This is a genomic window from Bacillus sp. FCW2, from assembly GCF_021228595.1.
GTDB classification, from domain to species: domain Bacteria; phylum Bacillota; class Bacilli; order Bacillales; family Bacillaceae; genus Bacillus; species Bacillus velezensis.
Genome location: NZ_CP089436.1, coordinates 396950 through 408877 on the forward strand (window position 1 = coordinate 396950; position 11928 = coordinate 408877).

The 11928-nt window shown below is 49.9% G+C and carries 13 protein-coding genes and 1 riboswitch; of the genes, 11 read left to right on the forward strand and 2 right to left on the reverse strand.

Annotated elements, in window-relative coordinates; translation table 11 throughout:
• Window positions 1-3: 3 nt before the first annotated feature.
• The 6 genes from K3G25_RS02200 (at window position 4) to K3G25_RS02225 (ending at window position 6646) form a co-directional block, all read left to right on the forward strand.
• The gene (locus K3G25_RS02200) at window positions 4-1032 is read left to right on the forward strand and encodes an ABC transporter ATP-binding protein (protein WP_022553465.1); all 1029 of its coding nucleotides are present in this window, start codon (window positions 4-6) and stop codon (window positions 1030-1032) included.
• Window positions 1029-2648 (forward strand): peptide ABC transporter substrate-binding protein, encoded by a 1620-nt coding sequence (locus K3G25_RS02205; RefSeq protein WP_179156005.1) that lies wholly within the window; start codon window positions 1029-1031, stop codon window positions 2646-2648. Before K3G25_RS02200 ends, K3G25_RS02205 begins: the two co-directional genes overlap by 4 nt.
• A gap of 87 nt (window positions 2649-2735) precedes the next feature.
• The gene (locus K3G25_RS02210; RefSeq protein ID WP_094295701.1) at window positions 2736-3671 is read left to right on the forward strand and encodes a S66 peptidase family protein; all 936 of its coding nucleotides are present in this window, start codon (window positions 2736-2738) and stop codon (window positions 3669-3671) included.
• 6 nt (window positions 3672-3677) lie between these two features.
• A complete protein-coding gene (locus tag K3G25_RS02215; protein WP_115940858.1) occupies window positions 3678-4775 on the forward strand; it encodes a mandelate racemase/muconate lactonizing enzyme family protein in 1098 nt (365 codons plus the stop codon).
• Window positions 4772-5671, forward strand: a complete 900-nt coding sequence (locus K3G25_RS02220; protein WP_232489561.1) for a C40 family peptidase — start codon at window positions 4772-4774, stop codon at window positions 5669-5671. Before K3G25_RS02215 ends, K3G25_RS02220 begins: the two co-directional genes overlap by 4 nt.
• A 3-nt stretch (window positions 5672-5674) precedes the next feature.
• Window positions 5675-6646, forward strand: coding sequence for an ABC transporter ATP-binding protein (locus K3G25_RS02225; RefSeq protein ID WP_232489562.1), 972 nt, complete (start codon window positions 5675-5677; stop codon window positions 6644-6646).
• Between the two features lie 27 nt (window positions 6647-6673).
• On the opposite strand, the gene K3G25_RS02230 is transcribed toward K3G25_RS02225, so the two are convergent.
• Window positions 6674-7723, reverse strand: coding sequence for a lactonase family protein (locus K3G25_RS02230; RefSeq protein WP_022553460.1), 1050 nt, complete (start codon window positions 7721-7723; stop codon window positions 6674-6676).
• Window positions 7724-7793: 70 nt separating this feature from the next.
• A complete protein-coding gene (locus K3G25_RS02235; protein WP_061862113.1) occupies window positions 7794-8654 on the reverse strand; it encodes a dimethylarginine dimethylaminohydrolase family protein in 861 nt (286 codons plus the stop codon).
• A 189-nt stretch (window positions 8655-8843) separates the two neighbouring features.
• Between K3G25_RS02235 and K3G25_RS02240 the strand changes: the two genes are divergently transcribed.
• The 5 genes from K3G25_RS02240 (at window position 8844) to purU (ending at window position 11824) form a co-directional block, all read left to right on the forward strand.
• Window positions 8844-9362, forward strand: coding sequence for an acyl-CoA thioesterase (locus K3G25_RS02240; RefSeq protein WP_021493808.1), 519 nt, complete (start codon window positions 8844-8846; stop codon window positions 9360-9362).
• Between the two features lie 99 nt (window positions 9363-9461).
• A complete protein-coding gene (locus K3G25_RS02245; RefSeq protein WP_100261734.1) occupies window positions 9462-10007 on the forward strand; it encodes a GNAT family N-acetyltransferase in 546 nt (181 codons plus the stop codon).
• Between the two features lie 12 nt (window positions 10008-10019).
• Window positions 10020-10128, forward strand: a riboswitch (guanidine-I (ykkC/yxkD leader).
• Between the two features lie 66 nt (window positions 10129-10194).
• Complete coding sequence (locus tag K3G25_RS02250) at window positions 10195-10533, forward strand: DMT family transporter (RefSeq protein ID WP_007407236.1); 339 nt, start codon at window positions 10195-10197, stop codon at window positions 10531-10533.
• Window positions 10533-10847, forward strand: a complete 315-nt coding sequence (locus K3G25_RS02255; RefSeq protein WP_007407235.1) for a DMT family transporter — start codon at window positions 10533-10535, stop codon at window positions 10845-10847. Before K3G25_RS02250 ends, K3G25_RS02255 begins: the two co-directional genes overlap by 1 nt.
• A gap of 74 nt (window positions 10848-10921) precedes the next feature.
• Window positions 10922-11824: a formyltetrahydrofolate deformylase gene (gene purU, locus K3G25_RS02260; RefSeq protein ID WP_003154764.1), complete on the forward strand. Its 903-nt coding sequence runs from the start codon at window positions 10922-10924 to the stop codon at window positions 11822-11824.
• The last annotated feature ends 104 nt before the right edge of the window (window positions 11825-11928 follow it).

Sequence of the window (11928 nt, forward strand, 5' to 3'; positions counted from 1 at the left end):
AAAATGGCGCAGCAAGTTCTTTCCGTTCAAAATCTGCATGTTACTTTTTCAACATACGGAGGCACTGTAAAAGCCGTAAGAGGCGTCAGCTTCGATTTATATAAAGGTGAAACGTTTGCGATCGTCGGTGAATCGGGCTGCGGAAAAAGCGTGACGTCACAAGCCGTGATGGGTCTTCTTCCGAAACATTCGGCAAAGATTGAATCCGGAAGCATACAATTTAAACAGAAAGACCTTTGCCAAATGTCGGATCGGGAAATGCGGGGAATCCGGGGGCGCGATATTTCTATGATCTTTCAGGACCCGATGACGGCGCTCAATCCGACTTTGACCATAGGGGATCAGCTCTCAGAAGCGCTGTTGGAACACCGCGCCATGACAAGAAAACAAGCTGAATCCGAAGTTCTCGCCATGCTGGATCTGGTCGGTATCCCGGACTCGAAATCCCGCCTGAAGCAGTACCCCCACCAATTAAGCGGGGGCATGCGGCAGCGGATCGTGATCGCGATGGCTCTGATCTGCGAGCCGGAAATTATGATCGCCGATGAACCGACAACGGCTCTTGATGTGACGATTCAAGCACAAATCCTTGAATTATTTAAGAAGATTCAAAGAAAAACAGGCGTGTCTATTATTCTGATCACACACGATCTCGGCGTCGTCGCTCAGACCGCCGACAGAGTCGCCGTCATGTATGCGGGGAAAATCGCCGAAATCGGCACGAGGCATGATATTTTTTACCGTCCGGCTCATCCATACACAAAGGGGCTGCTTCGTTCAGTGCCGCGGCTGGATATGGAGGATAGTGAGCTGTCGCCGATTGACGGGACGCCGCCTGATTTATTCGATCCGCCGCCGGGCTGCCCGTTTGCCGCCCGCTGCCCGGACAGGATGATCGTCTGTGAAAAGGTATACCCGGCAGCAACCGTGAAATCCAAAAGCCATATCGTTAATTGCTGGCTTCAGGATCACCGTGCAGAGCGGCTGAAGCAGCAGCTGACGGCAGCAGAGGAAAAAGGGGGATTGAAATGAAAAAGAGATGGGCGATCGGTGTGATTGCTGTTGTTTCGTTTGCTCTGATGGGCTGTACAGCCAATGAACAGGCGGGGACAGAACCCGGCAAAGCAAAAGAACAGGGGGGTGAAACGGTGCTGCGGCTCAATAACGAAAATGAGCCGACCTCACTTGATCCGCCGATCGGATTTAATAATGTTTCCTGGCAGCCGCTGAATAACATCATGGAAGGATTGACGAGGCTCGGAAAAGATAATAAACCCGAACCGGCCATGGCGGAAAGCTGGAAGGTGTCCGCTGATAAGCTGACATATACCTTCAATATCCGTGATAACGCCGAATGGACAAATGGCGATCCCGTTACGGCGGAAGACTTCGTGTACGCCTGGAAACGGATGCTCGATCCGAAAACGGGCGCATCTTCCGCATTTCTCGGCTATATGATCAAAGGCGGGGAGGAATTTAACAGCGGAAAAGGCAAAAGAGAAGACGTGAAAATCACGGCAAAAGATAAAAAAACGCTTGTCGTCACATTGGCGGCACCGCAGGATTATTTTCTGAGCGTCGTGTCCAATCCGGCGTATTTCCCGATTAATGAGAAAGTCGCCAAGGCTGATCCGAAATGGTTCACTGAAGCAAAAACCTTTGTCGGCAACGGGCCGTTCAAACTGACGGAATGGAAGCATGACGACAGCATGACGATGGTCAAAAACGAGACGTATTGGGATAAAAAGACGGTGAAACTGGATAAAGTCACCTGGGCGATGGTCAGTGACCGGAATACCGACTATCAGATGTTCCAGTCGGGGGATTTGGATACCGCCTTTGTGCCGGCAGAGCTGAGCGAGCAGCTGATGGGAGGAAAAAATGTCCGCACGTGGGATCAGGCCGGACTCTATTTCTATCGTTTTAACGTAAAAATGGAGCCGTTTCAAAATGAGAAGATCAGAAAAGCGTTCGCCGCAGCGATTGATCAGAAAGAAATCACGGATTATGTGACCAAAAACAGTGAAAAGCCGGCACATGCCTTTGTATCCCCGGGATTTACTCAGCCTGACGGGAAAGATTTCCGCGAAGCGGGCGGCAGTTTATTAAATCCGGATGAATCAGAAGCCAAAAAACTGCTGGAAAAAGGCATGGCGGAAGAGCATTATGACAAGCTGCCCGCCGTTACATTGACATACAGCACAAAACCGGAGCATAAGAAAATAGCGGAAGCGGTTCAGCAGAAGCTCAAAAGTGTGCTCGGTATAGACGTTAAGCTCGCCAATATGGAATGGAACGTCTTTTTAGAAGAGCAGAAAGGACTGAAGTTCCAGTTCTCTCAAAGCTCATTTTTACCGGATTACGCAGATCCGATCAGTTTTCTTGAGGCTTTCCAAACGGATAATTCCATGAACCGCACCGGCTGGGGCAACGCGGCATACGACGGCTGCATCAAGCAGGCAAAACAGGAGGCCGATGCCAAAAAACGTTTTGCGCTCATGCATAAAGCGGAAAAGCTGCTCATGAATGAGGCTCCGATCATTCCGATTTACTTTTACAATCAGGTGCATCTGCAGAACAGCGGCGTGAAGGGCATTGTCCGGCACCCCGTCGGTTACATTGATCTGAAATGGGCGGAAAAGTCCTGATCTTACAGCGGAAACATATGCCGCTCTTTATCCATTAAAGGAGCGGCGTGTTTCACTTTTCAATCCGGAAAGGAGATTGAAAAAGTCATGAACCATAAACCGAAAGCACTGCAAAAAGGCGACACGGTCGGTGTGATTGCGCCCGCAAGCCCGCCTGAGAGCGGGACGCTGCAAACCGCGCTGCTGTTTTTAGAGAATGAGCTTGGCCTTCATGTGAAACTCGGCCGGGCGCTGAAGACTCGTCACGGCTATTTGGCGGGAGAGGACCGGGCGCGTCTCGATGATCTCCATGACATGTTTAGTGATCAGAATGTCAAAGCGGTGATATGCGCGTGCGGAGGATTCGGCACGGGCCGCATTGCCGCCGACATCGATTTCCGCTTAATCCGCCGCAATCCGAAAATTTTCTGGGGGTACAGTGATATTACGTTTTTACATACCGCCATTCATCAAAATACGGGGCTCGTCACATTTCACGGCCCGATGCTGAGCACGGATGTCGGGCTTGAAGATGCTGATCCCCTGACAAAAGCGTCGTATCATCAGCTTTTTACAGAAACGGAATTCACCTATACGGAGGACATTTCTCCCTTAGAGGTGCTGACAGGCGGAAGGGCCGAGGGAGAGCTTGCGGGCGGCAATCTGTCGCTCATTACGTCCACGCTCGGCACGCCGTTTGAAATCGATACGAAAGACAAATTGCTGTTTATCGAGGATATTGATGAGGAGCCGTATCAAATCGACAAAATGCTGAATCAATTAAAGATGGCAGGAAAACTGTCAGATGCAGCCGGAATCCTGGTCTGTGACTTTCACCAATGCGAACCGAAAAACAAAGAAAAGTCCCTTACCTTAGAGCAAGTGCTGAATGATTACATTGTCAAATCAGGGAAGCCCGCGCTTAAAGGCTTTAAAATCGGCCATTGTTCACCGAGCTTCGCCGTTCCGATCGGAGCCCGCGCGGTTATGGATACGGCGGCCAAAGCGGTAACGATTGAATCGGGGGTTTCCGGAAGGGAGTGATCAGGCGTGAAGATTACAGATATTCAAACGGGACGGATGTCCGTGCCGCTGAAAAAGCCGTTTAAGACCGCTTTGCGCACGGTTTACAATGCTGAATCGGTCATTGTGAAGCTCACTTTTGACAACGGTCTGACCGGCTGGGGGGAGGCGCCGCCGACGGTTGTCATTACAGGCGACAGCACGGCCGGTATTGAAAGCGCCGTCCACGATGTGCTGAAGCCCGTTCTCTTGGGGCGGAGCCTTTTCGGCACGGAAGCTGTTCTGTATGATATCAGCCGGCTGTTGGAAAGAAACCAAAGCGCAAAAGCCGCGGTAGATATGGCTGTATATGACGGATGGGCGCAAATGCACGGACAGCCGCTTTACCGGCTTCTCGGCGGCTATCGGAATACACTGGAAACAGATTTTACCGTCAGCGTTAATTCTCCTGAGGAGATGGCGGGGGATGCAGACCGTTATGTGAACAAAGGATTTCATATTTTAAAAATAAAAGTCGGCATAGGTGACATATCGGACGATGTTGCCCGGATTCAGGCGATCAGATCACGTGTCGGCGGAAACGTCAAACTGAGATTGGACGCCAACCAAGGATGGACGCCGAAAGAAGCCGTGACTGCGATCCGAAAGATGGAAGACGCCGGCCTGGGCATTGAGCTGGTCGAGCAGCCTGTTCATAAAGACGATATCGCCGGGCTGAAGCAGGTCACAGATGCCGTAGACACGCCGATTATGGCGGATGAGAGCGTCTTTACCCCCCGTCAGGCCTTTCACGTGCTGCAGACGAGAAGCGCCGATTTAATCAATATTAAGCTGATGAAAGCGGGCGGCATAAAGCAGGCGGAAACAATCAATGCGATGGCCGAAACGTGCGGCGTGGAATGCATGGTCGGCAGCATGATTGAGACCAAGCTCGGCATCACCGCCGCGGCTCATTTTGCCGCGGGCAAACGGAATGTGACAAGGTTTGATTTTGATGCGCCGCTTATGCTGAAAGATGATTTGATTCAAGGCGGCATCACATACAGCGGCAGTCAGATTACGATTCCCGATGAACCGGGTCTCGGCATTACCGGTGTGTCGATACAAGAGGAGGCGAAAAGATGAGAGCAGCCGTTACAGCGGCGGCAGCCAACGTATGGACGCTGCCGTCATCTCCCCGTTCGGATGATGCGCCGATGCTCGAAAACCCGCCGCAGATCAGAAAATGGTTAGTGTCTATGGGATATGAAGAGCGGCTGCAATTATGCACAGACAACCTTGTCCAAACGCAAGCGCTTTTCGGAGAAGAAGTGATCATTCTCAAAGAGGAAGGGGAATGGGCTTTTGTCGCCGTTCCCGGCCAGCCTTCAAACAAGGACGCGCGCGGATATCCGGGCTGGATGAAAAAAAACCAGCTTTCAAAAGACGGCTTTCATACATCTTCCCCCGCCGTATGGATTACCAAACCGACAGCTATTTTATATCACACAAACGGCGAACCGGACTTGGAAGTAAGTTTCTTAACGCGTCTTCCGGCATCAGGACGTGAGAAAGGCTTTTTCCGGGTGGTGACGCCCCTCGGAGAAAGGTTCGTAAATGAAGCTGACGCAGACGAGTGCCGGCATACGGAAGGACGGGCGGCCGATGTCATCGAAACGGGCATGATGTTTCTCGGGCTTCCGTATTTATGGGGAGGACTGAGCGGTTTCGGGTTTGACTGTTCCGGGTTTATGTATTCGATATTTAAAGCAAACGGCTATACCCTTCCCCGTGATGCAAAGGACCAAGCAAAAGCCGGGTGCGGCGCGGCGGTAAACGATATCCGGCCGGCCGACCTTTTGTTTTTCGCCTATGAAGAAGGAAAAGGCGCGATCCACCATGTCGGTTTGGCGCTGGGAGACGGCCGAATGCTGCACTCCCCGAAAACGGGAAAAACAATCGAAGTGCTGTCTTTGGAAGGAACCGTCTATCAAAAAGAATTATGCACCGTACGCCGCTGTATAAGCGAAAAGGGGGAATAGAAAATGACGGCATCTCCGCTCCTTGAAGTCAGCGGGCTGAAAATGCATTTTGACGCAGGAAGAAAGAAAGCCGTAAAAGCAGTCGACGGTGTCAGTTTTCACATTAAAAGAGGGGAAACATTCGGACTTGTCGGAGAATCGGGATGCGGTAAATCGACGCTCGGAAGGGTTATTCTCCGTCTGTATGACCCGACGGCCGGTTCGGTATCATATGAAGGGACGGATATACACCGTGCCGCGGCAGAACAGCGGTCTGTCTTCTTCCGCAAGCTGCAGATGATTTTCCAAGACCCTTACGCCTCGTTAAATCCGCGCCTGACCGTAAGGGAAATTATTATGGAGCCGATGGAAATCCACAATCTTTACAATACAAGAAAAGCCCGTCTGATGATGGCGGATGAACTGCTTGAAGCTGTCGGGCTCCATCCGGATTTCGGCAGCCGGTATCCTCACGAATTCAGCGGCGGACAGAGGCAGAGAATCGGGATTGCCAGAGCGCTCTCTCTGCATCCCGAATTTATCGTGGCGGATGAGCCGATTTCAGCGCTGGATGTGTCGGTACAGGCTCAGGTCGTCAACCTTTTAAAAAGGCTTCAGAAAGAGAAAGGGCTGACATTTTTATTTATCGCCCACGATTTATCAATGGTCAAGCATATCAGCGACCGGATCGGCGTGATGTATTTGGGCCGCATGATGGAAATTACAGAAAGCGCTGCGCTTTACCGGGAACCGCTTCACCCTTATACGAAGGCGCTTTTATCCTCAATCCCGATTCCTGATCCGCTTCTTGAGGACAAGCGTGAACGGATTATTCTGAAAGGGGAGCTGCCGAGCCCCCTTAACCCGCCGAGCGGCTGTGTATTCAGGACGCGGTGTCCTGAAGCGATGGAGCTCTGCGGTAAGATAACGCCTGAGCTTGAAGAAGTGAAGGCGGGGCGTTTTGTCGCCTGCCATTTAATCAAAAAAGAAAGCTGACAATATAAAGTCAGCTTTCTTTTTTGATTAAACCTGATGCAGAAATGACACGCAGACCGGATACGGAACCGGAATGTCAGATTGGAGCAGAGTCAGTCTGCCCGTTTCGGAGTCGCGTTCAAACAAAACCAGATTTCCCGTTTCTTCGTTTGACGCGACAAGGAATGTCTCGGAAGGGTCAAACGCGAAATCACGCGGCCAGTTTCCTTCTGTCGGCACCCATTCAATAAGAGACAATTCACCGGAATATTGGTTGATCTTATAGATGGCGATGCTGTCATGTCCGCGGTTGGCGGCATAAAGAAATCTGCCGTCTTTAGATATGCGGATCGCGCTGCCTTGCGATTTGTCCGTAAAGCCTTCAGGCAAAGCGGAAATGACCTGCAGCTCTCTGAATTCACCTAAGGTCGGGTTGTATTCAAGCGCGATGACTTCATTACTGATTTCCGTCATGACATAGGCGTATTTTTCCGCCGGATGGAAAACGATGTGGCGCGGCCCTGAACCCGGTGTGAAAGAGTGAGTTTTCACCTCTGTGAGCGAACCGTTTTTCATTTGGTAAGTATAAAGCGTATCCGTCCCTAAATCGACGGCTGCAATGTAGTTATGCTCAGGTGTATAGCCTGCGAAATGGGTATGCGGTTTCTCTTGTCTTTCATGAGGACCTGTTCCCGTATGAGCGGCTTCGGCAGCCGGCTCCCGCAGACTTCCGTCCTCATTGACGGGAAAGGCGTGCACTTTTCCGCTGTGGTAATTAGCGGTTAACACATATTCATGTTTATCATCAATGCTGACGTGGCATGGAGACGGGCCTTCAATCAGCTGGTGGTTCACAAAAGTTAATTCCCCGCTGTTCTGATGAATCTGATAGGCTGCGACGCCGCCTTTTCCGTCTGTCTTTTCAATGGAATACAGCATGCTGTTATCAGAATTCGGAGTGACGTATGTCGGGTTGCCGAGCTTTGCTGCCAGCTTCGGCCGGCTGAGCCGTTTCGCTTCTGTATCAAGTTCAAAACAATAAATGCCTTCGCTTCCGCCTTTTGTATATGTTCCCGCGTATCCTATGTACTTAGCCATTCGGTTTCCCCCTTTAGAGTCTTGTCTTCTCTATATTAACGTATCTTGAAGGAAACTGCCTTGTAAATGTTTAAGATGTTCTGACAAGCGGCAAGGTGCAGCAGCGGAAGGAACCGCCTGATTTAATAATTTCGGAAAACTCGGTTTCAATGACCGTATAACCTCTTTTTCTGAGCTCGCGGTTCGTATGACGGTGCTGCGGCAGGCTGATAATTGTCTGATTGCCGATTGACAGGATATTCGGGCCGAGCGTGAATTGCTCTTCTTCAGGCACTTCTATCATCTCAAAACGTTCGGCGAGAAGATCAATTTCTTTCTGCCGCAAGCCATTTTTGCAGTATAGCGCTTCCGTTTCCGAGATCATATTAAATACACAGTCCAAATGTAAGAAATCCTCCTTGAGAGGGATCGGCACAACCGTCATCTCCGGCAGCGCCTCCTGCAGCTCCCGGACAGCCGCTTTATCCGTGCGCTTGCTCAGCCCGGCGTAAACGGTGCCGTCTGCGATCAAGATGTCGCCGCCTTCAATGTTCGCTTTTTTCAGTCGCGTATAAGGGATTTTCTTATTGTCAAGCAGGCCTTGAAACACTGTTTCTTCTCCCTGCCGGACTGAAGCCGCCATGTTTGAAATAAACGCCGTCTCGCCTAATACAAATCCGATATCCCGGGTGAATACCTGCTCAGGCAATGCGGGATCGGCAGGCAGCAGGACGACTTCAATCTGATGAGATCTTAAAATGTCAATAAACTCACTATGCTGTTTGAGGGCAACGGGTATGTTAATATTTTCTTGTTTGAAATGTTTCTGCGTTCCGTTAATAATATCCTTGATGGCCATGTGTTCCGGCCGGCATAAGATGACTGTCTGCAAAGCATCAAACTCACTGCGGCAAGCCGGTTTCCGCGTGGATTTGGGAATGGATACGTCCATGTGATATCCTCCTATCGGTATTCAATGTGCGTTTATTATTCCCGGATGTGATGAATAATGAAACATTTCTGAGAGAATATCTAACCAACTTAATATTTAAAATTTTAGACAAAACGGTCAAAGTATTGTTTAATAGGGTACAGATGAATGAGTCAAAACGACCAGACACCAAAGGGGAGTTTAAATAATATGAAGTTGCCAGAATCAAGATTTTGCAAAGAAACAAGGGTTGTTAAAACAAGCAGGGTTTTTCCGCTTGATACGAATAATCACAATACGCTGTTTGGCGGAAAGCTGATGAGCTACATTGATGATATCGCTTCAATTTCCGCGGCCCGCCACTGCCGGTGTGAAACAGTCACGGCTTCAATGGATTCTGTAGATTTTTTGCGCCCCATCGGCCAACAGGATTCCGTATGCCTTGAATCTTACGTCACATGGGTCGGCACATCGTCTATGGAGGTGTTTGTCAAAGTCATTAAAGAGCATCTGATGACGGGCGAACGCGAGCTTGCGGCAACGTCGTTTCTGACCTTTGTCGCGCTTGATTCAAACGGGAAATCGGTACCCGTTCCGCGGATCGTGCCGGAAACCGAGGAAGAAGTCATGCTTCACAATACGGCAGTTCAGCGCGCCGGAGAACGAAAAAACCGCTTAAAACACAGCAAGGCCCTGGCCGAGGCGCTCGGAACAGATAAACCTTGGTAATCGTCAAACCGCTTTTTTAAAAAGCGGTTTTTTTATGCTGAGAAAGGACTTTTCCTGCCGGATCCATAATCTATTACAGGGAAAGGAGACGTGGCGTGCATGATGGAACATAAGTCTTCCGGCACCATCCTGACAACCGGGCGTATCCGTCTGCGGACTATGCGGGATGACGATGAAGAAAATTTGTACGGGCTGTTTACCGACAGAGAGGTCATGAAATATTATCCTTCTCTCAAAAGCAGACGGGAAACGAAGGAATGGATTGCCTGGAACAAACGATTGGCGAAAGGATACGGCGTCAGTCTTTGGATCGCAGAGGATAAAGAGACGGGCGCATTTCTCGGTCAATGCGGAATCGTTCCGCAGACGGTAAACGGAAACACTTTGATGGAAATCGGCTATATGTTTGCCCGCCGCCGCTGGGGCTGCGGCTATGCGACAGAGGCGGCGAACGCCTGTCTGGACTACGGTTTTCATATGCAGCAATACGGACGCATAGCGGCGCTGATTGATCCGGAAAACGCTGCCTCCGTCCGTGTCGCGGAAAAAATCGGCATGGTGCCCGGTGAGACCGTTACCAAATGGGAGAGGCAGCTGACGGTTTTTGACATCACATCTGACGTTGAACGTTTCGGCGAAATGTAGTATGATACGAACAGACATGTTTTCTAGGGTTCCGCATGTTTATACATGGCCTGGTCCGAGAGAAAACACATATGCGGACATATCCCGCATATGCACACGGAGGGAAAAAAGCCCGGGAGAGTCAATCTCATGTGAGACGACTATCCGGGCTTTTTTGTATTGTCCGGATACAGAAAGGGTGAAGAACATGAAATGGGGTTTAGTGGTCATAGCGGCCGTATTTGAAGTGGTATGGGTCACCGGCCTGAAACATGCTGATTCTGCACTGGCGTGGAGCGGCACGATTACGGGAATCATTATCAGTTTTTATCTATTAATCAAGGCGACAGACAGCCTTCCCGTAGGAACGGTATATGCGGTCTTTACCGGGCTCGGGACAGCGGGCACCGTGCTCAGTGAAATCCTGCTTTTCAAAGAGCAGGCCGATCCGGTGAAAATCGTGCTGATCGGCGTTTTGCTGATCGGTGTCATCGGATTAAAGCTGGTCACACAGGATAAGCCTGAGACGAAGGAGGAGAAGGCGTAATGCATTGGATCAGCCTGATAGCCGCGGGTCTTTGTGAAATGCTCGGGGTCATTTTAATGAATCAATTTCAAAAAGAAAAGAAAGTCAAGTGGATTCTTTTCATTATCGCCGGATTTGCGGCTTCTTTTTCCCTGCTTTCTTATGCGATGGAGACGATCGCGATGGGCACGGCCTATGCGATCTGGACCGGTATCGGCACAGCGGGCGGCGCATTAGCCGGCATTCTTTTCTACGGCGAGCAGAAGGATGCGAAGCGCATCTTTTTCATTGCGCTTATTTTATGCGCTGCCGTAGGGCTGAAAATTCTTTCGTAAATTGATTTTTATCAAATCTTCAGTATAATCTATTAGTAAGTTACGAATTATGAAGATACGAGGGATTAAAACAGATGAATTCATATATGACACAGCGGCTGAAAGAATACCGCCGCGGGAATGAGGAAAAAGGGCGCCTGCTTGTCAGCTGCCCCGACCAGCCGGGAATTGTATCGGCCGTGTCGGCGTTTTTGTTTGAACATGGCGCAAACATTATTGAATCAAATCAATACACGACTGACCCTGAAGGCGGACGGTTTTTTCTTAGGATCGAATTCGACTGCAAGGGCATTCGTGAGAAAAAAGAGGACTTACAGCAGGCGTTCGCCTCAATCGCCCAGACATTCGGCATGACATGGAGCCTGTCTCTGGCAAGTGAGCTGAAGCGAGTGGCGATCTTTGTATCGAAGGAGCTGCACTGCCTTCATGAACTGATTTGGGAATGGCAAAGCGGCAATATGATGGCCGAAATTGCGGTCGTCATCAGCAACCACGAAGAGGCCAAAGAAGTGGTCGAACCGCTGAATATTCCGTTCCATTACATGAAAGCTAACAAAGACATCCGCGCCGAAGTGGAGCGGCGCCAGCTTGAGCTGCTGGAGCAGTATAAGATTGATGTGATCGTTCTTGCCCGATACATGCAGATTTTGACGTCTGATTTTGTATCTGCCCATCCGAATCGGATTATTAACATCCACCATTCATTTCTGCCGGCCTTTATCGGCGCTAATCCGTATAAACGGGCTTATGAGCGCGGAGTGAAATTAATCGGCGCGACTTCTCACTATGTGACGGACGATCTTGACGAAGGGCCGATTATTGAACAGGATATTGAACGCGTCGATCACAGAGATCACGCAGAGGATCTGAAGAATATCGGCAGAACGATTGAGCGGAGCGTGTTGGCAAGAGCCGTAAAATGGCATCTGGAAGACCGCGTCATCGTTCACGGAAACAAAACGATCGTATTTAATTAATGACGGTCCGCGGGGAGGCGGACTGTTTTTTATGGATGAAAATGTCTTGACAAGAACCTGTTTTCTTTGCATAATATAAAAAAATCATTGAGCGTTGAAGAGGA

Coding starts and splice junctions, on each gene's coding strand:
- K3G25_RS02200 (WP_022553465.1), top strand. CDS start 4: ATGGCGCAGCAAGTTCTTTCCGTTCAAAATCTGCATGTTACTTTTTCA.
- K3G25_RS02205 (WP_179156005.1), top strand. CDS start 1,029: ATGAAAAAGAGATGGGCGATCGGTGTGATTGCTGTTGTTTCGTTTGCT.
- K3G25_RS02210 (WP_094295701.1), top strand. CDS start 2,736: ATGAACCATAAACCGAAAGCACTGCAAAAAGGCGACACGGTCGGTGTG.
- K3G25_RS02220 (WP_232489561.1), top strand. CDS start 4,772: ATGAGAGCAGCCGTTACAGCGGCGGCAGCCAACGTATGGACGCTGCCG.
- K3G25_RS02225 (WP_232489562.1), top strand. CDS start 5,675: ATGACGGCATCTCCGCTCCTTGAAGTCAGCGGGCTGAAAATGCATTTT.
- K3G25_RS02230 (WP_022553460.1), bottom strand. CDS start 7,723: ATGGCTAAGTACATAGGATACGCGGGAACATATACAAAAGGCGGAAGC.
- K3G25_RS02235 (WP_061862113.1), bottom strand. CDS start 8,654: ATGGACGTATCCATTCCCAAATCCACGCGGAAACCGGCTTGCCGCAGT.
- K3G25_RS02240 (WP_021493808.1), top strand. CDS start 8,844: ATGAAGTTGCCAGAATCAAGATTTTGCAAAGAAACAAGGGTTGTTAAA.
- K3G25_RS02245 (WP_100261734.1), top strand. CDS start 9,462: ATGATGGAACATAAGTCTTCCGGCACCATCCTGACAACCGGGCGTATC.
- K3G25_RS02250 (WP_007407236.1), top strand. CDS start 10,195: ATGAAATGGGGTTTAGTGGTCATAGCGGCCGTATTTGAAGTGGTATGG.
- K3G25_RS02255 (WP_007407235.1), top strand. CDS start 10,533: ATGCATTGGATCAGCCTGATAGCCGCGGGTCTTTGTGAAATGCTCGGG.
- purU (WP_003154764.1), top strand. CDS start 10,922: ATGAATTCATATATGACACAGCGGCTGAAAGAATACCGCCGCGGGAAT.